Origin of the sequence: Mycolicibacterium rhodesiae, from assembly GCF_002086695.1 — a bacterium.
Classification (GTDB): Bacteria; Actinomycetota; Actinomycetes; order Mycobacteriales; family Mycobacteriaceae; genus Mycobacterium; species Mycobacterium rhodesiae.
In genome coordinates this window covers 87,721-111,827 of record NZ_MVIH01000008.1, presented here as the reverse complement: position 1 = coordinate 111,827, position 24,107 = coordinate 87,721, and the positions used below count along the sequence as shown (strand labels likewise).

At 66.7% G+C, this 24,107-nt stretch carries 31 protein-coding genes; 7 read left to right on the top strand and 24 right to left on the bottom strand.

The features are described 5' to 3' along the window. Positions 1-2 precede the first annotated feature (2 nt). Together BST42_RS17725 and mmsB are read left to right on the top strand one after the other, a co-directional pair. A complete protein-coding gene (locus tag BST42_RS17725) occupies positions 3-1,169 on the top strand; it encodes an acyl-CoA dehydrogenase family protein (RefSeq protein ID WP_083120620.1) in 1,167 nt (388 codons plus the stop codon). 16 nt (positions 1,170-1,185) lie between these two features. Next, on the top strand, positions 1,186-2,055 hold the full coding sequence (gene mmsB / locus BST42_RS17720; protein WP_083120619.1) for a 3-hydroxyisobutyrate dehydrogenase: 870 nt from the start codon (positions 1,186-1,188) through the stop codon (positions 2,053-2,055). Positions 2,056-2,131: 76 nt separating this feature from the next. Here the strand turns inward: mmsB and BST42_RS17715 are convergent, their stop codons facing one another. The 6 genes from BST42_RS17715 to secY form a co-directional block, all read right to left on the bottom strand. Then, positions 2,132-2,641, bottom strand: coding sequence for a MarR family transcriptional regulator (locus BST42_RS17715; protein ID WP_083120750.1), 510 nt, complete (start codon positions 2,639-2,641; stop codon positions 2,132-2,134). Positions 2,642-2,789: 148 nt separating this feature from the next. Next, positions 2,790-3,509, bottom strand: a complete 720-nt coding sequence (locus BST42_RS17710) for an anti-sigma factor family protein (protein WP_083120618.1) — start codon at positions 3,507-3,509, stop codon at positions 2,790-2,792. Further along, positions 3,506-4,021 (bottom strand): sigma-70 family RNA polymerase sigma factor, encoded by a 516-nt coding sequence (locus tag BST42_RS17705; protein ID WP_083120617.1) that lies wholly within the window; start codon positions 4,019-4,021, stop codon positions 3,506-3,508. Before BST42_RS17705 ends, BST42_RS17710 begins: the two co-directional genes overlap by 4 nt. Before the next feature lie 141 nt (positions 4,022-4,162). Further along, positions 4,163-4,960 (bottom strand): type I methionyl aminopeptidase, encoded by a 798-nt coding sequence (gene map / locus BST42_RS17700; RefSeq protein ID WP_083120616.1) that lies wholly within the window; start codon positions 4,958-4,960, stop codon positions 4,163-4,165. Positions 4,961-4,966: 6 nt separating this feature from the next. After that, on the bottom strand, positions 4,967-5,512 hold the full coding sequence (locus tag BST42_RS17695) for an adenylate kinase (protein ID WP_083120615.1): 546 nt from the start codon (positions 5,510-5,512) through the stop codon (positions 4,967-4,969). Continuing rightward, positions 5,509-6,834, bottom strand: coding sequence for a preprotein translocase subunit SecY (gene secY, locus BST42_RS17690; protein ID WP_083120614.1), 1,326 nt, complete (start codon positions 6,832-6,834; stop codon positions 5,509-5,511). The genes BST42_RS17695 and secY overlap by 4 nt, the downstream gene beginning before the upstream one ends. 354 nt (positions 6,835-7,188) lie before the next feature. Here secY and BST42_RS17685 point away from each other — a divergent pair, with 354 nt between their 5' ends. The 4 genes from BST42_RS17685 to BST42_RS17670 are packed head-to-tail and all read left to right on the top strand — an operon-like array spanning position 7,189 to position 10,856. After that, positions 7,189-8,109 (top strand): class I SAM-dependent methyltransferase, encoded by a 921-nt coding sequence (locus tag BST42_RS17685; RefSeq protein ID WP_083120613.1) that lies wholly within the window; start codon positions 7,189-7,191, stop codon positions 8,107-8,109. Next, positions 8,106-9,011, top strand: a complete 906-nt coding sequence (locus tag BST42_RS17680) for a class I SAM-dependent methyltransferase (protein WP_083120612.1) — start codon at positions 8,106-8,108, stop codon at positions 9,009-9,011. The genes BST42_RS17685 and BST42_RS17680 overlap by 4 nt, the downstream gene beginning before the upstream one ends. Positions 9,012-9,015: 4 nt before the next feature. After that, positions 9,016-9,942, top strand: a complete 927-nt coding sequence (locus BST42_RS17675; protein WP_083120611.1) for a class I SAM-dependent methyltransferase — start codon at positions 9,016-9,018, stop codon at positions 9,940-9,942. Next, on the top strand, positions 9,942-10,856 hold the full coding sequence (locus BST42_RS17670) for a class I SAM-dependent methyltransferase (RefSeq protein ID WP_083120610.1): 915 nt from the start codon (positions 9,942-9,944) through the stop codon (positions 10,854-10,856). Before BST42_RS17675 ends, BST42_RS17670 begins: the two co-directional genes overlap by 1 nt. On the opposite strand, the gene sppA is transcribed toward BST42_RS17670, so the two are convergent. Further along, positions 10,837-12,642 carry a signal peptide peptidase SppA gene (sppA, locus tag BST42_RS17665; protein ID WP_083120609.1) on the bottom strand — a complete coding sequence of 602 codons (1,806 nt, stop codon included), beginning with the start codon at positions 12,640-12,642 and terminating at the stop codon, positions 10,837-10,839. The two genes, BST42_RS17670 and sppA, sit on opposite strands and share 20 nt — an antisense overlap. A gap of 58 nt (positions 12,643-12,700) precedes the next feature. Here sppA and BST42_RS17660 point away from each other — a divergent pair, with 58 nt between their 5' ends. Next, the gene (locus BST42_RS17660; RefSeq protein ID WP_083120749.1) at positions 12,701-13,627 is read left to right on the top strand and encodes an LLM class flavin-dependent oxidoreductase; all 927 of its coding nucleotides are present in this window, start codon (positions 12,701-12,703) and stop codon (positions 13,625-13,627) included. Positions 13,628-13,679: 52 nt separating this feature from the next. Here the strand turns inward: BST42_RS17660 and rplO are convergent, their stop codons facing one another. The 17 genes from rplO to rplP form a co-directional block, all read right to left on the bottom strand. Further along, a complete protein-coding gene (gene rplO / locus BST42_RS17655; protein ID WP_083120608.1) occupies positions 13,680-14,123 on the bottom strand; it encodes a 50S ribosomal protein L15 in 444 nt (147 codons plus the stop codon). After that, positions 14,120-14,314, bottom strand: coding sequence for a 50S ribosomal protein L30 (gene rpmD, locus BST42_RS17650; protein WP_083120607.1), 195 nt, complete (start codon positions 14,312-14,314; stop codon positions 14,120-14,122). The genes rplO and rpmD overlap by 4 nt, the downstream gene beginning before the upstream one ends. A 2-nt stretch (positions 14,315-14,316) precedes the next feature. Beyond that, complete coding sequence (gene rpsE, locus BST42_RS17645; RefSeq protein ID WP_172507332.1) at positions 14,317-15,030, bottom strand: 30S ribosomal protein S5; 714 nt, start codon at positions 15,028-15,030, stop codon at positions 14,317-14,319. 28 nt (positions 15,031-15,058) lie between these two features. Continuing rightward, positions 15,059-15,466 carry a 50S ribosomal protein L18 gene (gene rplR, locus BST42_RS17640; protein WP_036343534.1) on the bottom strand — a complete coding sequence of 136 codons (408 nt, stop codon included), beginning with the start codon at positions 15,464-15,466 and terminating at the stop codon, positions 15,059-15,061. Positions 15,467-15,469: 3 nt separating this feature from the next. Beyond that, complete coding sequence (gene rplF / locus BST42_RS17635; RefSeq protein WP_083120606.1) at positions 15,470-16,009, bottom strand: 50S ribosomal protein L6; 540 nt, start codon at positions 16,007-16,009, stop codon at positions 15,470-15,472. A 21-nt stretch (positions 16,010-16,030) separates the two neighbouring features. Next, positions 16,031-16,429 carry a 30S ribosomal protein S8 gene (rpsH, locus tag BST42_RS17630; protein WP_071947464.1) on the bottom strand — a complete coding sequence of 133 codons (399 nt, stop codon included), beginning with the start codon at positions 16,427-16,429 and terminating at the stop codon, positions 16,031-16,033. An 88-nt stretch (positions 16,430-16,517) separates the two neighbouring features. Further along, positions 16,518-16,703 (bottom strand): type Z 30S ribosomal protein S14, encoded by a 186-nt coding sequence (locus tag BST42_RS17625; RefSeq protein ID WP_019510998.1) that lies wholly within the window; start codon positions 16,701-16,703, stop codon positions 16,518-16,520. A gap of 4 nt (positions 16,704-16,707) precedes the next feature. Continuing rightward, entirely contained in the window at positions 16,708-17,271 is a 564-nt protein-coding gene (rplE, locus tag BST42_RS17620) for a 50S ribosomal protein L5 (protein WP_083120605.1), read from the bottom strand. 5 nt (positions 17,272-17,276) lie between these two features. Beyond that, complete coding sequence (gene rplX, locus BST42_RS17615) at positions 17,277-17,594, bottom strand: 50S ribosomal protein L24 (protein WP_083120604.1); 318 nt, start codon at positions 17,592-17,594, stop codon at positions 17,277-17,279. Further along, on the bottom strand, positions 17,595-17,963 hold the full coding sequence (gene rplN / locus BST42_RS17610) for a 50S ribosomal protein L14 (protein ID WP_003892852.1): 369 nt from the start codon (positions 17,961-17,963) through the stop codon (positions 17,595-17,597). Between the two features lie 132 nt (positions 17,964-18,095). Next, complete coding sequence (locus tag BST42_RS17605; protein ID WP_083120603.1) at positions 18,096-18,986, bottom strand: hypothetical protein; 891 nt, start codon at positions 18,984-18,986, stop codon at positions 18,096-18,098. Between the two features lie 82 nt (positions 18,987-19,068). Next, positions 19,069-19,947: a formylglycine-generating enzyme family protein gene (locus BST42_RS17600; protein ID WP_083120602.1), complete on the bottom strand. Its 879-nt coding sequence runs from the start codon at positions 19,945-19,947 to the stop codon at positions 19,069-19,071. A gap of 4 nt (positions 19,948-19,951) precedes the next feature. Next, on the bottom strand, positions 19,952-20,656 hold the full coding sequence (locus tag BST42_RS17595; protein ID WP_083120601.1) for a hypothetical protein: 705 nt from the start codon (positions 20,654-20,656) through the stop codon (positions 19,952-19,954). Between the two features lie 21 nt (positions 20,657-20,677). Next, positions 20,678-23,029 carry an arylsulfatase gene (locus BST42_RS17590; RefSeq protein WP_083120600.1) on the bottom strand — a complete coding sequence of 784 codons (2,352 nt, stop codon included), beginning with the start codon at positions 23,027-23,029 and terminating at the stop codon, positions 20,678-20,680. A gap of 131 nt (positions 23,030-23,160) precedes the next feature. After that, the gene (gene rpsQ / locus BST42_RS17585) at positions 23,161-23,457 is read right to left on the bottom strand and encodes a 30S ribosomal protein S17 (protein WP_036343518.1); all 297 of its coding nucleotides are present in this window, start codon (positions 23,455-23,457) and stop codon (positions 23,161-23,163) included. Continuing rightward, positions 23,457-23,690 (bottom strand): 50S ribosomal protein L29, encoded by a 234-nt coding sequence (gene rpmC / locus BST42_RS17580; protein ID WP_083120599.1) that lies wholly within the window; start codon positions 23,688-23,690, stop codon positions 23,457-23,459. The genes rpsQ and rpmC overlap by 1 nt, the downstream gene beginning before the upstream one ends. Continuing rightward, entirely contained in the window at positions 23,690-24,106 is a 417-nt protein-coding gene (rplP, locus tag BST42_RS17575) for a 50S ribosomal protein L16 (protein ID WP_047329109.1), read from the bottom strand. The genes rpmC and rplP overlap by 1 nt, the downstream gene beginning before the upstream one ends. Position 24,107: the final 1 nt, after the last annotated feature.

Below are 24,107 nucleotides of genomic sequence, written 5' to 3'. Positions count from 1 at the left end.
CAATGAGCTTCCTGACGCTCGACGATGACGATCGCGTGATTGCCGAAACGGCGGCCGCGTTCGCGATCAAACGTCTTGCGCCGCATGCCCTGGACTGGGATCACTCCAAGGAGTTCCCGGTGGAGGTGTTGCGAGACGCCGCCGAACTGGGGATGGCCGCGATCTACTGCGCCGAGGACGTCGGCGGCAGTGGCCTGCGGCGGCTGGACGCGGTGCGGATCTTCGAGCAGCTCTCCACCGCCGACCCCGCGCTGGCGGCGTTCCTGTCGATCCACAACATGTGCGCGTGGATGGTCGACACCTACGGCACCGACGATCAGCGCAGGTCATGGATCCCCCGGCTCGCGTCGATGGAGGCCATCGCCAGCTACTGCCTGACCGAGCCGGGTGCGGGATCGGATGCCTCGGCGTTGCGCACCAAAGCTGTTCGTGACGGCGATGCCTTTGTGCTCGACGGGGTCAAGCAGTTCATCTCCGGCGCAGGCACGTCCGACGTGTACATCGTGATGGCCCGCACCGGCGCCGACGGGCCGCGCGGCATCTCGGCGTTCATCATCGAAAAGAACACGCCTGGATTGAGTTTCGGCGCCCAGGAGGAGAAGATGGGCTGGAACGTGCAGCCCACCGCTCAGGTGATCCTCGACGGTGTGCGGGTGCCGGCGTCGGCGATGCTCGGCGGACCCGAGGGTGAGGGTACCGGCTTCGGCATCGCGATGAACGGCCTCAACGGTGGCCGCCTGAACATCGCGGCCTGTTCACTCGGCGGCGCCCAAACCGCCTACGAGAAGGCCGCAAGCTATCTCGCCGACCGGCAGGCCTTCGGCGGTGCGCTGCTCGACGAGCCGACCATCCGATTCACGCTGGCCGACATGGCCACCGCGCTGGAGACGTCGCGGCTGATGTTGTGGCGCGCGGCCGTTGCCCTGGACAACGACGAGGCGGACAAGGTCGCATTGTGTGCGATGGCCAAGCGCTATGTCACCGACGCGTGCTTCGAGGTGGCCGACCAGGCGTTGCAGCTACACGGCGGCTACGGCTACCTACGGGAGTACGGGATCGAGAAGATCGTCCGCGATCTTCGCGTGCACCGAATCCTGGAGGGCACCAACGAAATCATGCGCGTGGTCATCGGGCGAGCAGAAGCTGCCCGGGCACGCGCATCGGCGTGAGGCAAAGGAGCCACACATGACGACGGTTGCGTTCCTGGGGTTGGGCCACATGGGCGGGCCGATGGCGGCCAACCTGGTCAACGCCGGCTACACGGTGCGGGGCTTCGATCCGGTGCCCGCATTACGTGCGGCGGCTGAGGAGAAAGGCGCGACGGTCTTCGACGCCGGCGCCGCAGCAGTGTCCGAGGCGGACGTCGTCATCACCTCACTGCCCAACGGCGCGATCGTGAAAGCCTGCTACGCCGAAGCGCTTCCGGCCGCCAAGGCGGGCACGCTGTTCATCGACACCTCGACAATCTCCGTCGACGACGCCCGCGAGGTCAACGCGCAGGCCTCCGCGGCCGGGATGGCTCAGCTCGACGCCCCAGTCTCCGGCGGCATCAAGGGCGCCACCGCAGGCACGCTCGCATTCATGGTCGGCGGCGACGCCGACGCGTTGGACAGGGCACGGCCGGTGCTGGATCCCATGGCCAGCAAGGTGATTCATTGCGGTTCATCGGGCGCGGGGCAGGCCGCCAAGCTGTGCAACAACATGGTGCTGGCCGTGCAGCAGATCGCCGTAGGTGAGGCCTTCGTGCTGGCCGAAAAGCTGGGCCTCTCGGCACAGTCCCTGTTCGACGTGATCACCGGCGCCACCGGGAACTGCTGGGCGGTCCACACCAACTGCCCTGTGCCCGGACCTGTTTCGACCTCGCCGGCCAACAACAACTTCCAGCCGGGCTTCGCCACAGCGCTGATGAACAAGGACCTCGGGCTGGCGATGGATGCGGTGTCGTCGACCGGCGCCACCGCGCCACTGGGCACCCACGCTGCCGAGATCTACGCCAAATTCGCGCAAGAGCACGCCGACCTGGATTTCAGCGCGGTGATCGAAACCCTGCGCTGAGGCCGGTTTCCCTCGCGAGCAGACGGAAAGGTCCCCGACACGCCGATCATTGGGGGACGTTCACGTCTGCTCGCGGTTAGAAATCGCCTGCGTGGTGGCGCAGCGTCTCGATCGACGCCACCAGCGCCCGGGCTTCCGGCGCCGCCATCCCGATATCGGCGAACACCATCTCGTTGAGCGTCGCGGTGGCGTCCTCCACCGTCGAACGCCCCAGGTCGGTGATCTCGACCAGCGTGGTGCGCCCGTCGGTGGGATGCGGCACCCGCCTTACCAATCCATCGGCCTCGAGCCGGCGAATTGCGTGCGTGACGCTGGTGACGTGCACCTGCAAGCGGTCCGAGGCCTTGGTGATCGGTAACGCCCCGGTGCGGCTGAACGCCAACAGCCGCAACAGTTCGAAGCGAGAAAAACTCAGATCGTAGGGCCGCAGCGCGTTCTCGACCCGGGCCAGCAGGATCTGGTGGGCCCGCATCACCGAGGTGACGGCCACCATGCCCTCGGCGACATCACCCCACCCGGCGCGCTCCCAGTTGCGTCGCGCGGCGGCGATCGGGTCCGGCTTGGCGGGTGGGATTGATTCGGCCATCCGCACATTCATACCGCATCGACCCACCCCCGTAGGGCACTACCGTCGGGCTGCCACCGCGGCCGAGAATCCACGCTCGCCCGGAACGGCGGCATTGGTTAGTCGAAAAGTGCTTGTAGAGAATGCTTTTGACTGGTCAACAGATCCGTCAGGAGGACAAGCTGCGCTGCAGCAGCACGTCACCGGTCTCGGCCTTGACGACCTGTACTGCGGCGATCTTCTCCATCGGCATTGACGTGCTGCCGGTCGGCGAGGCCGACTCCCCTTCGCGCGCCATCCACGTCGCCAGCTGAACCCGGCTACCGTCGCGACCGACGGCATACATCGCCAGCTTGTCCGCGTCCTCTGTCGCGTCGGCGCCGATCTCCTGGTGGTAGGTGCAGGTCATCTCGATATGGGTGCCCCACCCCATCGGTGTGACCTGGATCGTCGCGTCGAACGACGACGGCATCACCGGTGTCATGCTGACCGTCGCAGCCGACACCTGCGGGGCGGGGGTGTGCGCGCCGAACGGTGCGGGCTTGATCGCGACGAACACCCCGACGGCGAGCACCGCGGCGGCCGCGGTGGCCACCGACCAGGTGATCCACCGTCCCCGGCGGCGACGCCTGCGCACCTCGAACAGCAGGCCGTCGAGCAGTTGCGGGCGCAACGGCGGCGGTTCCATCCCGCCGGTGTCGATGGCGGTCACCTCGTCGGGGGTGAGCATGGCCAGCAGCGCAGGCATGCCGCTGAGCTCGCCGACCGACGAACGGCAGGGCACGCATCCGCTGAGGTGCGCTTCGTATTCGCGTCGTTCGGTGCTCGACAGCGACCCCAGCACGTAGGCGGCGTCCCACGTCTCGTAGGGATCGTATGGATCCTTCACCGGGTCACCCCCATCTCCTGCAACGTCAGCCGAAGCGCGCGCACCGCGTAGTGCAGCCTCGACTTCACCGTCCCCTCGGCGATCTGAAGGTCGGCCGCGATCTGCGCGGTGGTCCAGCCAAGATAGTAGGAACGCCGGACCACGGCGCGGTGATCAGGCGACAGCTGAGCCAGCGCATCCCCGATCAGCAGCCGGTCCAGCGCGCTGTTGACCTCGTCGGGCCCTGCGGGCTCCGGCGCCCCCTCGGTGTTCAGCGAGTCGGTTTCCCGGCGGAACCGGGCGCTGCGCCGTTCGTCGATGATCATGTTGCGGGCCACCGTGAACAGCCACGCCCGAGCAGAACGCTCGGCGTCACCGGCGACCTCGGGATGTTGCCAGGCCCGCAACAGGGTCTCCTGGACCACATCCTCCGCGCGCGCCGGATCGCCGGTCAGCCGCAGCGCATAGCGCCACAGCGCGGCGGCGTGCTCCTCGTAGAGCACCCGAACCAGCGCCGCCTCCGGGTCGTCCATGGTCAACCTCCCGGCTGATACACGTAACCGGTGGGCATTTGGTTCACAGTGTGCGCGAAAGCACTACCGGCCAGCCGCGAAATCGACCTCAGGGTCGTGATCCGGGCCCATCAACAGCCATGGTGGCGGTCTCGGGGGAGATCAGACGGTCAGGATGCGCGGGCCGTCGTCGGTGACGGCGACGGTGTGTTCCCAGTGCGCGGCGCGGGACCCGTCGGCGGTGACGACGGTCCACTCGTCGGCCAGGATCCGGGTCTTGGTGGTGCCCAGGGTCAGCATCGGTTCGATGGCCAGCACCGATCCGGCCACCAGCATAGGGCCGCGGCCGGGTTCGCCCTCGTTGGGCAGGAACGGGTCCATGTGCATGGCGCGGCCGATGCCGTGCCCGCCGTAGCCGGCGACGATGCCGAACCGGCGTCCGTAGGTCTGTTCGGCGGCGCGGGTGCCGGTCTCGATGGCATGCGACACGTCGGTGAGCCGGTTACCGGGGATCATCGCCGCGATACCGGCTTCCATCGACTGCTTCGTCGCCGCCGACAGCGCCTCGTCCATCGCGATCAACGTGCCGATCCCGAACGTGACGGCGGCGTCGCCGTGCCAGCCGTCGATGATCGCACCGCAGTCGATCGACACCAGGTCGCCGTCGGCCAGCTTCTCGTCCGGCATCGGAATGCCATGCACCACACGGTCATTGACCGAGGAGCAGATGCTGGCTGGGTAGCCGTGGTAGCCGAGGAAAGACGGCGTGCCGTAGGCCTGCCGAATCACCGACTCGGCGACGTCGTCAAGGTCCTTGGTCGAGACCCCGGGAGCGGCGGCCGCCTGGACGGCGCGCAACGCTGCCGCCACCACGGCGCCGGCGGCGGCCATCGCATCCAGCTCACCCGGCGTGCGGGCGGGAACGGTTTTGCGATTGCGCAGCCCGGGCAGTGAAACCATCGAAACTCAGCGACCGAGTGCGTGCAGCGCCCGGGCGAACACCTCATCGAGGCTGCCGACGGCGTCAACGGTCTTGAGTTCTTCGGAGTAGTAGTCCAGCAGCGGCGCGGTCTCGTCGCGGTACACCTTGAACCGGTTGCGGATGGTGTCCTCGTTGTCGTCGGCACGGCCACGGCCCATGAGTCGCGTGACCAGTTCCTCCTCCGGCACCCGGAACTCCAGCACCGCGTCGAGTTTGAGGTTGCGGCGGCTCAGCATCTGCTTGAGCGCCTCGGCCTGCTCGACCGAGCGGGGGAAGCCGTCGAGGATGAATCCGTCGCTCACGTCCGCGTCATCGAGACGGGAGTCGACCAGCGCGTTGGTCAGCGTGGCCGGGACCAGGTCGCCGGCGTCGAGGTACTTCTTGGCCTCAACGCCCAGCTCGGTGCCGCGCGTGATGTTGTCACGGAACAGGTCACCGGTGGAGACGTGCGGAATGCCGAACTTCTTGGCCAGGTCAGCAGCCTGGGTTCCCTTGCCCGCGCCCGGCGGTCCCAGCAGAACGATTCTCACTTCAGGAACCCTTCGTAGTTGCGCTGCATGAGCTGGCTCTCGATCTGTTTGACCGTATCCAAACCGACACCGATCATGATCAGAACCGCGGTACCGCCGAACGGCAGGTTCTGGACGCCGCCGCTATTGCCCATCTGCAGGAACACGTTCGGCAGGACGGCGATGACACCGAGGTAGATCGAGCCGGGCAGGGTGATCCGGTTCAACACGTACCGCAGGTAGTCGGCGGTCGGCTTGCCCGGTCGGATCCCGGGGATGAAGCCGCCGAACTTCTTCATCTCGTCGGCACGCTCGTCAGGGTTGAACGTGATCGAGACATAGAAGTAGGTGAAGAAGATGATCAGGCCGAAATAGATGCCGATATAAACGGGATCCGCCGGATTCGTCAGGTAGTTGGCGACGAAGCGATCCCACCAGCCGTTACTCGGGGTGGTGCGCCCGCTCTGGATCAGCTGAGTGATCAGGTGCGGGATGTAGATGAGCGACGACGCGAAGATGACGGGGATGACGCCGGCCTGGTTGACCTTCAACGGCAGATAGGTCGACGTGCCGCCGTACATGCGCCTGCCCACCATGCGCTTGGCGTACTGCACCGGGATGCGGCGCTGGCCCTGCTCGACGAACACGACGCCGATGATGATCAGCAGAGCAGCCCCACAGACCGCGGCGAAGATCAGGCCGCCGCGGCTGTCCAGGATGCTCTTGCCCTCGGCGGGGATGCGCGCGGCGATACCGGCGAAGATCAGCAGCGACATGCCGTTGCCGACGCCCCGCTCGGTGACCAGTTCACCCATCCACATGACCAGCGCGGCGCCCGCGGTCATCACCAGGACGATGATGACCAGCGAGAAGATGCTCTGACTCTGCAGGATGTCCAGGGTGCAGCCCTGCAGCAGTCCGCCGTTGGCGGCCAGGGCCACGATGCTGGTGGCTTGCAGGATGGCCAGCGCGATCGCCAGGTAGCGCGTGTACTGGGTCATCTTGGCCTGGCCGGCCTGACCCTCCTTGCGCAGCTGTTCGAAACGCGGGATGACCACTGTGAGCAGCTGCACGATGATGCTGGCGGTGATGTAGGGCATGACGCCCACCGCGAACACCGTCAGCTGCAGCAGCGCGCCGCCGGAGAACAGGTTGATCAGCGAGTAGATCTGCCCGCCGGCACCACCGCTCACCTGCTCGATGCATTGGTGGACGTTCTTGTAGTTGACCCCGGGGGACGGCAGCGAGGCGCCGACCCGGTACAGGATCACGACACCCAACGTGAACAGGATCTTTCGCCTCAGGTCGGCCGTCCTGAGCGAAGAGATGAAAGCCGAGAGCACTCTTCCTCCTGGGCAGCCGGACGTGAGTCACAGCGTGCCATTGGGGCTGGCCTGGCCAGCGTTCGGGTAATCCTGCCTTGCGCCGATCGCCGCCAGGATTTTCGCCTGCGGCACCGCTCGCTCAAACAGTCTACGAGAGTAACAGTTGGCCCAGGCAGGGCGGGAATCCGCGGATCAGTGCCACGGCGGGCAGGAGCGAAGCGACCCGGGAATGGGTACGGCGGGCAGGAGCGAAGCGACCCGGGAATGGGTACGGCGGGCAGCGGCGCGCTCAGGAATCACACAGCGGGAACAACGTACAGTCGATAGTGGTTAACTCAGCTAAGTATCAATCGCGGCAGTGAGGGTCAAACGATGACGCGTACCGACAACGACACCTGGGACCTGGCCTCCAGCGTGGGTGCCACCGCGACTCTGGTCGCCGCCGCCCGCGCCGCGGCGAGTCGGGAGCACGAACCCTTGATCGACGACCCGTTCGCCGAACCTCTGGTGCGCGCCGTCGGCATCGACTTCTTCACCAAGATGGCCAGCGGCGATCTGCCCGCGCCCGACGACCAGACAGCCGTGGGCGTGACCCGGATGACCGACAACATGGCGGTGCGCACGAAGTTCTTCGACGAGTTCTTCCTCGGCGCCGCCGAGGCCGGTGTCCGCCAGGTCGTCATCCTCGCCTCCGGTCTGGACTCGCGTGCCTACCGCCTGGACTGGCCGGCCGGCATGGTCGTCTACGAGATCGATCAGCCCGACGTCATCGCATTCAAGACCCAGACGCTCGCCGAGCAGGGCGCCGTACCGACGTGTGACCGCAGGCCGGTCGCGATGGACCTGCGCAACGACTGGGCGGCCGCGCTGCGCGAGGCCGGCTTCGACCCGCAGGCACCCACTGCGTGGAGCGCCGAAGGCCTGCTGGGCTACCTGCCGCCGGACGCCCAGGACCGCCTACTGGACTCCATCACCGACCTGTCCGCTCCCGGCAGCCGGGTGGCCATCGACACCGCGCCGCCCATCGCGCCGGACGAACAGGAACAAACCCGCGAAAGCATGCGGACCCACGCCGACAAGTGGCGCGAGCAGGGCGTCGACCTGGACTTCGGAGCCCTCGTCTATCTCGGTGAGCGTCACGAGCCCAGCGCCTACCTGGCCGACCACGGCTGGCGGACGCGCAGCACCTCGGTCAACGAGCTGCTCACGGCCGGCGGGCGGGCCGCGCTCGACGACGACGAACCGATGGGCAAGCTCTACTACCTCAGCGCCATCTACGGCGGTGCCCGATGAGCCGCAGCGACTCCGACTCCTGGGACCTGGCCACCAGCGTCGGCACCACCGCGACCATGGTGGCCGCCGCCCGTGCGGTGGCCAGCCGCGAAGAGAGCGCCCTCATCGACGATCCGTTCGCCGCTCCCCTGGTTCGCGCCGTCGGGATCGACGTCTTCACGAAGATGGTCGACGGCGACATCGACATGGCAGCGATGGACGGCGCCGAGACCGCCCGGGTGATGACCGATGTGATGGCGGTGCGGACCCGCTTCTTCGACGACTTCTTCCTGACTGCGGCCGCCGCAGGAGTGCGTCAGGCGGTCATCCTGGCCTCCGGCCTGGACTCCCGGTCGTATCGGTTGACGTGGCCGGCCGGCACGGTGGTCTACGAGATCGACCAGCCCCAGGTCATCGACTTCAAGACCGAGACGCTGGCCGCGCTCGGCGCCTCCCCCACGGCGGACCTCCGCACGGTCAGCGTCGACCTGCGCGACGATTGGCCGGCAGCGCTGCGGGCCAACGGTTTTGACGCCACCTTGCCGACCGCGTGGAGCGCCGAAGGCCTGCTGGTCTATCTGCCGCCGGAGGCCCAGGACCGGTTGTTCGACAACATCACCGCGTTGTCCGCGCCGGGCAGCCGGATCGCCACCGAATACCACCCCGACGGCGGTCGCGGTCTGGCCGACCGTTCCAAGGCGATCAGTGACCAATGGCGCGAACGAGGGCTGGACATCAACATGTCCGACCTGTTCTACGACGGGGAACGCAACCCCGTCATCGGCTACCTCGAACAGCAGGGCTGGCAGGTCGGCTCCCAGGCGCGCGCAGACCTGTTCGCCGCGTACGGGCGGCCATTCCCCGAGACCACCCTGACCGAATCACTGCGGAACTCCGTGTCCGTCACCGCAATCCGGAAGTAACAGCATGAGCAAGACAAACATCCGCTACGACGGCGACACCTGGGACCTGGCATCAAGCGTCGGCGCCACCGCGACAACGGTGGCGGCGTCGCGCGCGCTGGCCTCCCGCGGACCGGACGCGCTCATCCACGACCCGTACGCCGACGCACTCGTCAAGGCCGTCGGTGTGGAGTCCCTGATCCGGGTGGCCACCGGCGAGGCCAACATCGAGGACGACCCGATGCTCAACCGGCGCCGGATGACCGAACAGATCGCGGTGCGCACCCGGTATTTCGACGACGTGTTCACCAACGCGGCCCGCGACGGCGTCACCCAGGCCGTCATCCTGGCCTCGGGCCTGGACACCCGCGCCTACCGAATGAGCTGGCCGGCCGGCTCGGTCGTGTTCGAGCTGGACCAGCCGCAGGTCATCGAGTTCAAGACCCGCGTGATGGCCGACCTGGGAGTGTCACCTACCGCCGATCGCCGCACCGTCGCCATCGACCTGCGCGACGACTGGCCGACGGCGTTGCGGGAACACGGTTTCGACGCCGACCAACCAACAGCGTGGATCGCCGAAGGCTTGTTGATCTATCTGCCCCCGGAGGCGCAGGACCGGTTGCTGGACAACGTCACCGCGCTGTCGGCGCCGGGAAGCCGCTTCGCCACCGAATTCATGGCCGCGGGAATGACATTGCCGGACAGCTGGCGCGACCGGTTCAAGAAGTACTCGGCCCAGATCGGCTCCGACATCGATCTGCCTGCCCTGTTCTACGACGGCGAGCGGAACTCGGCCGGCGACTACCTGGCCGAACGCGGGTGGCGCATCAGCACGATGAGCACCCGGGAGTCGTACGCCGCCAACGGCTTTGACTTACCCGATGACGAGACGCTGGTGCAGTTCAGCGACAGCACCGGTTACCTGACCGCCACCCGATCACAGGAGCAGTGATGACACGCACCGATGACGACACCTGGGACCTGACCTCCAGCGTCGGCGCCACCGCGACAGCCGTGGCCGCCGGTCGCGCGCTGGCAACCAAAGACCCGCGGCAGCTCGTCAACGACCCGTTCGCCGATCCCCTGGTTCGCGCGGTCGGCGTCGACTTCTTCATCAAGATGATCGACGGCGAACTCGACACCTCGGCATTCGGCGATCTGGCGCCCGAGCGCGTGCAGTCGATGATCGATGCAATGGGTGTGCGGGCCAAGTTCTTCGACGACTACTTCATGTCGGCGACCGGCACCGGAATCCGGCAGGCGGTGATCCTGGCGTCCGGATTGGACGCGCGCGCATACCGGCTGCCGTGGCCGTCAGACACCGTGGTGTTCGAGATCGATCAGCCCGACGTCATCGCGTTCAAAACCGGGGTGTTCGACGATCTCGGCGTGCAGCCCCCGGCGCAGCGCCACACCGTCGGCATCGATCTGCGCGAGGACTGGCCCGCCGCCCTGCGCGCCGCCGGCTTCGACCCGAGCCTGCCGACCGCATGGCTGGCCGAGGGACTGCTGGTCTACCTGCCGCCCGAAGCTCAGGACCGGTTGTTCGACACGATCACCGAGTTGAGTGCGCCGGGCAGCGCCGTGGCCACCGAATTCGTGCCAGGCATCATGGATTTCGACCCGTCGAAGGGGACGGCGATGACAGCCCAGGCTCGCGATCAGGGGCTGGACATCGACATGGGGTCACTGGTCTACGCAGGCCCCCGCAGCCATGTGATGGAGTACCTGACCGGGAAGGGTTGGGACGTCACCGGCGTCGCCGACGAGGAGCTGTTCCGGCAGCTTGGGCTGCCGCCCCGGCCCGAGCTGGACGACAACAACCCCTTCGGCGAAATCGTCTACGTCAGAGCCACTCTGGGTTGAACCCCAGCCACAGCGCACTGGTTCCGGTCAGCGCACGCTCGCTCTGATCGACCACGCCCCTGATGGACTGGCCCATCAGCACCGCGATGGCCTCCGGTAGTGAGGCCGCGGCCGGCTGCGATGACGGCTTGGGACGCAGGAAGTCCCGCAGCGACGAGCTGGGATAGCTGACCAGTTCCGCTTTGCTATCGGCGTCGATCCCGGCGAGCACCTTGGCCCGTCGCACCGCTGTCCGCAGGCCGCCCAGTTCGTCGACCAATCCGTGCTCGAGGGCATCGGCACCGGTCCACACCCGACCCTGCGCCACCGCCTCGACCGCCTCGACGGACATGTGCCTGGCCTCGGCCACCCGCTGCACGAAGTCGGTGTAGAACAGATCGGCCTCGGCCTCCACCAGAGCTTGCTGTTCCGGGGTGAACGGCGCATTGACCGACCATGCGTCGGCGTTGTCGTTGGTGCGCACACTGTCCGAGCCGACCCCGAGGCGCTCCTTCAGGCCCCGGGCCACCAGCTTGCCGGTCAGCACACCGATCGACCCGGTGATGGTGCCCGGGTTCGCGACGATGGCGTCGGCAGCCATCGCTACGTAGTAGCCGCCCGATGCGGCGACCGCGCCCATCGATGCCACCACCGGCTTGCCCTTGGCGCGCAGGCGCTTTACTTCCCGCCAGATGGTCTCCGAACCCGTCACCGAGCCGCCGGGACTGTCGACCCGCACCACCACCGCGTCCACGTCGTCATCGGCCGCGACCTCGCGCAGCGCCGCGCCGATGGTGTCACCGCCGGCGCTGGACCGGCCGATCGGCAGGCCCTGCGGGCCGCCGCGGCCGCTGACGATCGCCCCGGCGACGGTGACCACCGCAATCCTCGGGCGCTTCTTGCGGCCTGGCACCGAGGGCATCGGTACCGCGGGACCGCCCTTGCCTGCGTGTGCGTACCGGGACAGATACAGCCGCGGCGGGGCGTTGTCGTCAGAGTCGGCGTCACCGGATTCCGGCGAAACCCCTTCCCGGCCAGTGAGTTCCGCGATTCGGCTATACGCCTCGTCGCGGAAGCCGATCCGGTCGACCAGATGTCCGTCGACCGCGGCATCACGCAGCAGCGGCGCCTGGTTGGCCAGTTCGTCGACGGCGGCGACGTCGATGTGCCGAGACTCGGCGATGGCCTGCCACACCTGGCTGTGCAGGCTGGCGATCAACCGGGAGTCGGCCTCGCGGTGCGCGTCGGTGTAGTGGTCCTGGGTGAACAGATTGGCTGCCGACTTGTATTGGCCGCGCGTCACGAACTGCGCCTCGATACCGGCCTTGTCCAGGGCGTCGCGCAAAAACAGCGCGTTGGTGGCGAAACCGATCAGACCGACGGTGCCCGTCGGTTGCATCCACACCTCGGAGAAGGCCGACGCCAGGTAGTACGACAGGGTGCCGGGGTACGTTTCGGCCCACGCCAGCGACGGCTTGGTTTCGGTGAACGCGGCGATGGCGGCGCGCAGTTCCTGCACCGGTCCGGCCGGGGCGGCCGAAAGCTGAACTCGGGCAATGAGTCCCGCCACCCGCGGATCCTCTGCGGCGCGGTGGATCGCGGCAACCGCGTCGCGCAGCAGCATCGTCCGGCCGCCACCGGTGATGAAGGTCAGCGGGTCGAATCCGCTGGACTCCGGCGGGACAGATTGCAGGTCGAGCTCCAAGATGCAGCCGTCGGGCACACCGTGGTGCCGGGCGGTGTCGATGCGCCGCAGCGCGTCGCGGAGGTCGTCGGCGCCCGGAATCGCGGGCAGGAAGGCGAACATACAGTCGAGATTACCCACGCCGGCGCGGGCGCCCTCCCCTCGCTCGTACGGTGGAGTGGTGAAGTACTCGATCTCGATACCGCAGTTCGACGCCGACGGCTTCGACGGCGAGGGGCTGCGGAGCTATCTGATCCGCGCCGAGGACCTCGGCTTCGAGGGTGGTTGGACGATCGAGCAGATCATCGGACCGTCGCCGATGATCGCACCGATGGAACTGCTGGCCTGGGCGGCGGCGTGCACCACCACCCTGCGGCTTGGCGTGGCCGTGCTGATCACCTCGCTGCACGACCCTCTGCAACTGGCCTCGACGGTGACCGCCGTGGACCGGCTCAGCCATGGCCGATTGGAACTCGGCGTGGCGCCCGGCGGTGGCCGGCGAAAGTTCGAGGCGTTCGGCGTCGACCCGAAGACCTTTATCAGCAGCTTCACCGAAGGCCTGCAGTTGATGAAGGCGGCGTGGTCCGACGAGCCGCGGGTGACGTTTCACGGACGGTTCCGGGACGTCGACGACCTGCCGATCTCCCCGAAGCCCGTGCAGCGGCCGCACCCGCCGATCTGGTTCGGCGCCAACGCCCCTCGCGCGATCGCCCGCGCGGTGCGCCATGGCGACGCGTTCATGGGTGCGGGATCCTCAACGACCGCGAACTTCGCGACCGCCGTGCGAACCCTGCGCACCGAACTGGCCGAGCAGGACAAGGATCCGAACACGTTCCGGATCGGCAAGCGGGTGTACCTGATCGTCGACGACGACGCGGCCCGGGCCCGCGAGCGTGTGCTAGCCGGTCTGCGCCGGATCTACGGATCGATGCCCGGCGTTGACGCGGTCCCGGTATCCGGCACGCCATCGGATGTCGTGCGCGGTCTACGCGAGGTGATCGACGCCGGCGCGCAGACGCTGCTGCTGCACCCGGTCGGCGCAAGCCTGGCGGAGGATCGCGAGCAGATGGAACGCCTTGCCGCCGAAGTCATTCCGCAGCTGAGCTGAACAACGAAAAAAGCCCCGCCTGGGCGGGGCTTCTTCGTGGTACTTGGTTCTTCTACAGCTCGGTGACCGAACCACCTGCGGCGGTGATGGCCTCACGGGCGCTGCCACTGAACTTGTGGGCGGTGATGTCGACCTTGGCGGTCAGCTTGCCGTCGCCGAGGACCTTGACGAGCACGTTCTTGCGAACGAGGCCCTTGTCTACCAGGTCGTCGACACCGACGGTGCCGCCCTCGGGGAAGGCCTTGTTCAGGTCGCCGACGTTGACGACGGCGTACTCGGTGCGGAACCGGTTACGGAAGCCCTTGAGCTTGGGCAGCCGCATGTGGATCGGCATCTGCCCACCCTCAAAGGTCACCGGCACGTTCTTGCGGGCCTTGGTGCCCTTGGTGCCACGACCGGCCGTCTTACCCTTGGAGCCCTCACCGCGACCGACGCGAGTCTTCGCGGTCTTGGAGCCGGGGGCCGGCTTCAGGTCGTGCAGCTTGATGACGCTCATGATTTAGCCTCAACCACTTCTTCTACTTCAACGAGGTGGTGCACAGCCTTGATCAGGCCGCGCGTCTGCGGGTTGTCCTCGCGAACCACCGTCTGGCGAATCTTCCTCAGACCCAGGGTCCGCAGGCTTTCACGCTGCTTCCAGCGGGCACCGATGATGCCGCGCACCTGGGTGATCTTCAGCTCTGCCATGGTTATGCGCTTCCTTCACCACGCGCTGCTGCGGCAGCCAGCGCTTCGCTCTCCCGACGTGCGCGCAGCATGCCTGCGGGCGCAACGTCTTCGATCGGCAGCCCGCGACGAGCGGCCACCTCTTCAGGACGCTGCAGCAGCTTGAGCGCGGCAACGGTGGCATGGACCACGTTGATCGCGTTGTCGCTGCCCAGCGACTTGGCCAGAACGTCGTGCACGCCAGCGCATTCCAGCACGGCACGGCACGCGCCACCGGCGATGACACCGGTACCGGGGCTGGCCGGACGCAGCATGACGACACCGGCCGCCGCTTCGCCCTGCACGGGATGGGTGACGGTGCCACCGATCAGCGGGACGCGGAAGAAGTTCTTGCGAGCTTCCTCGACACCCTTGGCGATCGCGGCGGGCACCTCTTTGGCCTTGCCGTAGCCGACGCCGACCAGACCGTTGCCGTCGCCGACGATGACCAGGGCGGTGAAGCTGAAGCGCCGACCACCCTTGACCACCTTGGAAACCCGGTTGATCGTGACGACGCGCTCGAGGTAGTTGCTCTTCTCGCCGCCGTCGCGGCCACCACGTCCACCGCGGTCGCCACGATCGTCGCGACGACCACGGCCGCCGCGGTCGTCACGTCCGCCGCGCTGTACGTCGGTACGGGTGCCGGCTGAGGGGGCGCCGGTATCCGGCGCGCTGCCGGCTGCGGTCTGCTCCGCCATCATGCGGTCCTTCCGTTATAAGCAGTCATTAGAATTTCAGTCCGTTCTCGCGAGCCGCGTCGGCCAGCGCCGCGATGCGACCGCCGTAGGTGTTGCCGCCGCGGTCGAACACCACGGCCTCGACGCCTGCGGCCTTGGCGCGCTCGGCGATCAGCTGACCGACACGCACGCTGTGGGCCTTCTTGTCGCCCTCGACAGCGCGGACGTCGGCCTCGATGGACGAGGCCGCAGCGACCGTGACACCTTCGGCATCGTTGACGAGCTGCACGTGGATGTGCCGCGAGGAGCGGTTGACCACGAGACGCGGCCGCTCGGCGGTGCCGACGACCTTCTTACGCAGCCGGTTGTGCCGACGCAGGCGCGAAACCCGGCGCGCGGCCGAGACACTCGTGCCGACCGGCGTCCGATCGTTGGCTGCCTTCTGTGCTTGAGCCATGGCTTACTTACCTGTCTTTCCGACCTTGCGGCGGATCTGCTCACCCTCGTACCGCACGCCCTTGCCCTTGTACGGGTCCGGGCGGCGCAGCCGACGGATGTTCGCCGAGATCTGGCCGACCTTCTGCTTGTCGATACCCGAGATCGAGAACTTGGTGGGCGTCTCCACCGCGAAGGTGATGCCCTCCGGGGCCTCGATGACCACGGGATGGCTGTACCCGAGCGCGAACTCGAGGTTGCTGCCCTTGAGCTGAACGCGGTAACCGACGCCGAAGATCTCCATCTTCGTGGTGTAACCCTGGGTCACACCGGTCACCAGGTTGGACACCAGCGTGCGCGACAGCCCGTGCAGCGAACGGCTGCGCCGCTCGTCGTCGGGCCTGCTCACCACGATGGCGCCGTCGTCGCTGCGCGACACGGTGATCGGCTCGGCGATCGCCAGCTCCAGCGTGCCCTTCGGGCCCTTGACCGACAGGTTCTGACCGTCGATCGTCACATCAACTCCGGCGGGAATGGCCACCGGCTGCTTACCAATACGCGACATAGTTCTGCTTCTCCTATCCCGCTACCAGACGTAAGCGAGGACTTCGCCGCCCACGCCCTGTCGGGACGCCTGGCGGTCGGTCAGCAGGCCGGACGACGTGGAGATGATCGCCACGCCAAGCCCACCGAGAACCCGCGGCAGATTGGTGGATTTCGCGTACACCCGCAGACCGGGCTTGGACACCCGGCGCAGCCCGGCGAGGCTGCGCTCCCGGTTGGGGCCGTACTTGAGCTGGACAACAAGTGACTTGCCGACCCGAGCATCCTCGGTGCGGAAATCGCTGATGTACCCCTCGCTCTTGAGGATCTCGGCGATGTTCGCCTTGATCTTCGAGTGCGGCAGGGTCACTTCGTCGTGATACGCCGAATTGGCGTTGCGCAGACGTGTCAAAAAGTCTGCGATCGGGTCCGTCATGGTCATGACTGGGCCTGTCTACCTTCCTCGCAACGGTTCCCACTCGGGTCGATTCCCTCGGGGGCCTGCTGCGCACCTGTTCTGTAGGGGTCTGTTACCAGCTGGACTTCTGCACACCGGGCAGTTCGCCGGCATGTGCCATCTCGCGCAAGCAGATTCGGCACAGGCCGAACTTGCGGAACACGGCGTGCGGACGTCCGCACCTGTTGCAGCGGGTGTACGCCCGCACGGCGAACTTCGGCTTCTTATTGGCCTTGTTGACCAGTGCCTTCTTTGCCATCTGCTCAGTTCTCCTTGAAGGGGAAGCCCAGCGCGCGCAGCAGCGCCCGACCTTCGTCGTCGTTGGTCGCCGAGGTGACGACGGTGATGTCCATGCCGCGCGGACGGTCGATCGAATCGACGTCGATCTCGTGGAACACCGACTGCTCAGCGAGTCCGAAGGTGTAGTTGCCGTGGCCGTCGAACTGCTTGGGGCTCAGGCCGCGGAAGTCGCGGATACGCGGCAGTGCGATCGACACCAGCCGGTCGAGGAACTCCCACATCCGGTCGCCGCGCAGGGTCACCCGCGCACCGATCGGCATGCCTTCGCGCAGCTTGAACTGTGCGATCGACTTGCGGGCCTTGCGGATCTCCGGCTTCTGGCCGGTGATCAGCGCCAGGTCGTTGACCGCGCCGTTGATCAGCTTGGCGTCGCGGGCGGCGTCACCGACACCCATGTTGACGACGACCTTGACCACGCCGGGGATCTGCATGACGTTGGCGTAGTTGAACTCTTTGTTGAGCGCGTCCTTGATTTCTTCGCGGTAGCGCGCCTTCAGCCGGGGCTGAACTTTTTCTGCGGTAGTCATATCTCTCAGAGGTCCTTGCCGTTGCTCTTGGCGATGCGAACGTTCTTGCCGGTCTCCTCGTCGCGGCGCACGCCGACGCGGGTCGGCTTGCCGTCGGAGTCGACCACCATCACGTTGGACACGTGGATCGGAGCTTCCTGAGTGACGATGCCGCCCGAGGATGCACCGCGCTCGTTCGCCGACTGCGCGGTGTGCTTCTTGATCCGGTTGACGCCCTCGACGAGGACGCGGTTGCGGGCCGGGTAGGCCTGCAGGACCTTGCCCTTGGCGCCCTTGTCCTTACCGGCGATGACGAGCACGGTGTCGCCCTTGTGGACCTTCATTTACAAAACCTCCGGGGCCAGCGAGACGATCTTCATGAACTTCTTCTCGCGCAGTTCACGACCGACCGGGCCGAAGATGCGGGTGCCTCGCGGGTCGTTGTCGTTCTTGATGATGACGGCGGCGTTCTCGTCGAACTTGATGTAGCTGCCGTCGGCGCGGCGACGTTCCTTCACGGTGCGCACCACGACGGCCTTGACCACGTCACCGCGCTTGACGTTGCCACCGGGGATGGCGTCCTTGACGGTCGCCACGATGACGTCGCCGATGCCGGCGTAGCGCCGCGACGAGCCACCCAGAACACGGATGCACAAGATCTCCTTGGCGCCCGTGTTGTCGGCGACCTTGAGCCGCGATTCCTGCTGAATCACTAGATCTCCTCGACCTGGTTAACTGTGTGCACGGCAGATGCCGACCTGACGTGCGCGGTCTTGTTCTTGCTACCCAAAGAGCACGCAGGGTTTTCTCACGTGGAGATAACCGAGGTCTGCCCTAGGCAACCCCTACATGCTAGTTGACGAGCGAAAAAGCTCCAAATCGCCGCAGTTCACCCCAGCCGGCGGATCAGCCGCCCAGGCTGTCGTTATCGACACAAAACGAGAGTGGACCTGTCGCCAACTACAGGCTCGCTGCGTCGCCCAGCATGGTCGGCGGCCGCCACCAGCGGTTTCGCCGGGACGGACGGAGCCGACCGTCCCATCCGCGCCCGACGAGTGCCGCACGTATGCGACCTTCAAGTCCTCCCACCCCATGTCCAGCCGGCGCACAACCTTCCAGCGCCCTTCGAACACCGGGACCTGCGTGGTCGGCCGTGGAAAGCCGGCGTCGAGATACAGCAGTCGCAGTCGCGTCTCTTGCGGCGAGGCCGCCCCACCGTCCACCAGCGGCAGCAGTTCGAGCAGCTGCCGCATGCCCCGCGCGCCCTTGTGCCGTCGTGTCAGTTCGAGCACCTCGGCGTCCACGAAGGCCGTTGCCCGTTTGAGCGCGTCGAGTCGTACCAGTGCTTCGAGCCGCGGAAGGTGCCTGCCGAGGTCGTACGCGGTTCGAGCTGCGGTCGTGACCGCGATGCAGTCGAGGGTGGTGAATTCGTCGGGCTCCAAGCGTTCCGCGCGGGCGATGACACCGTCGGGAGGCCGCGTGCTGTTCCAGATCAACTCGACGGTGATGTCGTCACCGACCCAGGCTGCGCCGTGTAGCGCAGAAGCGGCGATCCCTGCCACCACACCTTTTCGGCCGGAGCGCAACCACGCACCGTCGATGACGTCCATCAGGTCTGGCGAATAACCTTTGGGCACATAGATATCCCGGTGCAACCGCACGTATCCCCGACGCAGCTGGTACTCGGTCAGGGCTCCCGCTTGCCGGGCTTGGCTACCGACGATGAGCTTCCTCATGACCGAATGTTCGCAACCGAGGCCGACAAACCGCGACGAGGCTGTAGTCATCGCGACAAAGTGCGAGTGCACATGTCGACAACTACAGGCTCGCCACGCAGCGGAAGCCGATGTGGGTGGTCGAGGTGTCCTGCGACTGGGGTGAGCGCGCGGCGGGCCGGTACCGGTGGCAGTACTCCGGCGCGCACAGATGCGAGCCGCCTTTGAGGGCCTGGCTGACGGCGGGATCGGGCACGGTAGGCGGCGGGCAGCACGAATTCTTTTGGTCCAGCACGTGGTGCGCCGAGAACCGCGTGGTCGTCCACTCCCACACGTTGCCGATCATGTCGACCAGCCCGAAACCGTTCGGCGGGAAGGTCCCCACCGGCGAGGTCCCCGTCCACCCCAACGCCCCGTCATTGCGGTACGGGAACCGCCCCTGCCAGGTGTTGGCCATCAACGATCCGTCGACCGTCGGCTCGGCACCCCAGGCGTAGTCCGTGGTGCTGCCGGCTCGTGCGGCGTACTCCCATTCCGCCTCCGTCGGCAGCCGCCGGCCGGCCCACCGCGCGTAGGCGGCCGCGTCCGGATAGGCCACCTGCACGACGGGATGGTCGGCTTTGCCGGCGATGTCGCTGCCGGGCCCGAACGGTGCGCGCCAGGTCGCCCCGGGCGCCCAGTCCCACCACTGTCGCCAGTCGCGCAGATCGACCGGGCCCGCCGTGGCCCGGAACACCAGTGCACCGGGTTGCAGATCTGCTTGCGGCACACCGGGATACAGCGCCGGGTCGAGTGGCTTCTCGGCGACGGTGACATGCCCGGTGGCAGCGACGAACTCGGCGAACTGCGCGTTGGTGACCGGGTGCCGTTCGATGGCGAACGCGTCCACGATGACGGTGTGGATCGGCGCCTCTTCGGGATAGAAACTCGTCGACCCCATCCGGAAGGCGCCGCCGGGCACCTCGACGAGGTCGGTGAGCATGGCTTCAGGGTATGACGATGCTGAACTTGTCGGTCAGCACCGAGGCCGCCTCATCGAAGCCGGGAGCTCCCGTCGGCGCCTCCACGTGCACCGCGACCAGATAGTTGCCGCTGTTGGTCCAGATGTGGGCGATGCGGTCGTGGTACTCCAGCGACTCGTCCGGATCCTGGGCCCAGGTGCCGATCAGCTTCTGCCCGCTGAATCCGCAGAAGTCGCCGGGCAGCAGGCTCAGCGTGCTGATCGGATACTTGGCCATCAGCTCGTCGCCGTACCGGCTGAAGGCGGCGGCCGGATCTAACGGGGTGGCCGCGATGGTCACCTTGGCGACCATGTCGTCAGGTCCGGACAGCGACGCAGCGACGTCGCCGGCGCCGGGGGTCACCGACCATCCGGGCGGCACCCGGATGGTGATCTTGGGCGCGGCCGGGTCTGCGACGGCGGCCATCGCCGTCTGCCCTTCCAGTTCCTGCGGGCACACGACGGCGTTCGGCGGAACCGGCACCTCGGTGGTCTCCAGCACGCCCGGTTGCGACAACTCGGGCTCGTCGGTTTCCCGGGTCGACGGCGACGCCGACGTGGGTGCGACGCTGGTGGCCGAGGTAGGCGTCTCGGCACGGACCGCGCTTCCGTCGCTGTTTCGCGCGCAGGCGGCAACACCTGGAACGGCCAGCACCATCACCGCCGCAGCGGCACACACCAGCCGAGTCACCGCTCCAGTATGACGCGGTGCTCAGTCCCTGGCGAAGGCCGCCGCGAGCTCCCGCTCCGCGTCAACGTACGGAGTGCCCGACACATCGACCACGACCTGCGCGATGGTTCCTCCGGTGAAACTGAAAGGTGCCTGGTAGGCAGCCGAGACCGCCTGGCCGAGATTCCGGCCGACACTGACCCCGCCGCCGGCCAACCCGAACGTGAACGGGTGGGCTTTCACACCGGCCAGCGTCGCCACTGCGGCCCCGTCGACGTACAGCGTGGCATCACCGACCGGGGTGTGGCTGCCGTCGACCGTTCCGGTCCGGGCGTAACCCACTCCCAAGATGTGGTCGCCGAGCGGCAGCGGGTCCGGGGCGATCACCCGCTGTTCGTCTTCACCGAAGAAGTTGTAGACGAACTGCAACCGTCCGTCGTCGACGAACAGTACGTAGCCGCCGTGGCCGGCCCCCTGCTTGAACATCACCCCGCGCACGTCGGGGCTGCTGATCGTCACTTCGGCCAACACGGAGAACGAGCGGCCGACGATGTTCACGCACGCACCCATCCCGACCGGCGCGGTGTTCGGGTAGTAGATGTAGCGCGGCCGATCACCGGCCAGCGTGGGCCGCCAGCGGCCCAGCATCTCCCCCACGTTGAGGTCGGACAGCGGCAAGCCGTTGTATTTCTCGGCCTCGCTGAACCACAGCTTCTGCAATTCGGCGAGCTTCTCAGGATGCTCGGCGGCGAGGTCGTGGAGTTGGCTGCGGTCCTTCTCGATGTGGTACAGCTCCCAGCGGTCGTCCTCGAAATGCGACCAACCCGACGGCGAGGCGGGGTGCACCGCGCTGGCGAACCACCCCTTGTGCCAGATGCCACGGGTGCCCAGCATCGTGTAGAACTGGGTCTCTTTACCGGTTTTCGCTGTCGAATCCTCCAGCGCCGCTTTGAAACTCACTCCGTCGAGCGGCTTCTGGGCGATCCCCTTCACGGTTTGCGGGACGTCGATGCCGAGCAGCTCGTAGATGGTCGGCGTGATGTCACTGACATTGACGTAGTTGTCCCGCACTTCACCGTGTGCGGCAATCCCGTTGGGCCAGGAGATGATTGCGGTGTCGGCGATGCCGCCCTCATGGGAGGCGTAGCGCTTGTACAGCTTGTAGGGGGTGTTGAACGCCATCGCCCACCCGATCGGGTAGTGACCGTAGGTGGTGGGACCGCCCAGCTCGTCGAAGAATCGCATGCTCTCTTCGACGGTGTCGATGTAGCCGTTGAAGAACTTGCCTTCGTTGACCGAACCGTTGGGCCCACCCTCGCCGCTGGCGCCGTTGTCGGAGATGACGACGATGATCGTGTTGTCCAACTGGCCGGATTCGTCGAGATAGTCCAGCACTCGGCCGATCTGGGCGTCGGTGTAGGACAGGAATCCGGCGAACACCTCGGCCATCCGGGAGAACAGCCGCTTCTCGGAGTCGGACAGCGATTCCCACGGTCGCACGGTGTCGCCCTCCGGCCAGGGCTGGCCGTCGGGCCCGGTGACGTCGGAGTACGGATTCACCGCGGACAGTTCGGTGTCCGGGGGCACGATGCCGAGCTTCTTCTGGTTCTCCAGGACGATCTCGCGGTAGCGCTCGTAACCCATGTCGAACGTTCCGGAGTAGCGGTCGGCCCATTCGGTGAACACATGGTGCGGGGCGTGTCCGGCCCCCGGGCACAGGTAGGTGAACCACGGCTTGTCGGGAGCGATCATCGTGGAATCGCGGATGAACTCGATTGTCTTGTCCGCCAGGTCCTTCGAGAGGTGGTAGCCCTCCTCCGGAGTGGCCGGCGCCTCCACGGGGTGGCTGTCGTACATCAGCTCGGGATACCACTGATCGGTCTCACCGCCCATGAAGCCGTAGAACCGCTCGAAGCCGCGAGTCAACGGCCAATGCCTGCGAGTCGCTGCGAGGCTGGACTCCTCGATCGGCGTCAGATGCCACTTGCCCACGCAGTACGTGTTGTAGCCACGCTCGGCCAACACCTCCGAAATCAGCGCGGTGTCATCGGGAATGCGGCCGTTGATACCGGGGAAACCATCGGTGAATTCTTCGACGGTCGCCATGCCGACGGTGGTCGAGTTCCGGCCCGTCAGCAGCGACGCGCGCGTCGGGGAACACAGTGCCGTGGTGTGGAACTGCGAGAGCCGAACCCCGCGCTCGGCGATCCGCGACATCGCAGGCATGGACACCAGCCCACCGAAGCAATCCCAGGTCGCGATGCCGATGTCGTCCCACACCAGGTAGAGCACGTTGGGTGCGTTGTCCGGCGCAGTGGGCGCCGCGTACGGGCCCCAGTCCGCCTCGGAATCGCGAATATCCAGTTCGATCTTGCCGTTGAACTCCGTGGTCATACGCGTTCCCCATTTCTCGAGGCTGCCGTGGGATGCCGAGCAGACACGAGTCTGACATGAAGGCCACCAGACGCAAAGGCCCCCGACACGCCGGGCGTGCGGGGGCTTCTACGTCTGCTCGCGCAGAGAAATTACTTGGCGCGCTCGAGGACCTCGACCAGGCGCCAGCGCTTGGTCGCCGACAACGGGCGGGTCTCCATCAGGGAGACGCGATCGCCGATACCGGCGTCGCCGTTCTCGTCGTGCGCCTTGACCTTGGTCGTGGTCCGGATGATCTTGCCGTAGAGCGGGTGGCTCTTGCGAGACTCCAGCTCGACGACGATCGTCTTCTGCATCTTGTCACTGACCACGTAGCCGATGACCGTCTTGCGACGGCCGCGCGACTCCTCGGTGCGCTCAGTGTGCTTGGTGCCCTTTGTTTCTGCCATCACGATTCCTCACCAGCGGGTCCGGCGGCCAGACCCAGTTCACGTTCGCGCAGCACGGTGTAGATGCGCGCAATCTCCTGACGCACGGTGCGGAGCCGGCGATTGTTGTCCAGCTGCCCGGTGGCCATCTGGAAGCGCAGGTTGAACAGCTCTTCCTTGGATTCCCGCAGCTTGTCGGTCAGCTCTTCGTCGGTGAGCTCACGCAGTTCGCCGGCGCTGACGCCAACAGCCATCAGAACTGCTCCTCTCGGGTCACGATGCGTGCCTTGATCGGCAGCTTGTGGATCGCACGGGTCAGAGCTTCCCGAGCAGTCTGCTCATTGGGGTAGCTCAACTCGAACAGCACGCGGCCGGGCTTGACGTTGGCCACCCACCATTCGGGCGATCCCTTGCCCGAACCCATGCGGGTTTCGGCGGGCTTCTTGGTCAGCGGACGGTCCGGGAAGATGTTGATCCACACCTTGCCGCCACGCTTGATGTGCCGGTTGATGGCGATACGAGCGGACTCGATCTGCCGGTTGGTGATGTAGGCGTGCTCCAGTGCCTGGATGCCGTAGTCACCGAACGTCACCGACGTTCCACCGCTGGCGATACCACGCTGCCTGGGGTGGTGCTGCTTGCGGTGCTTGACTTTACGGGGAATCAGCATG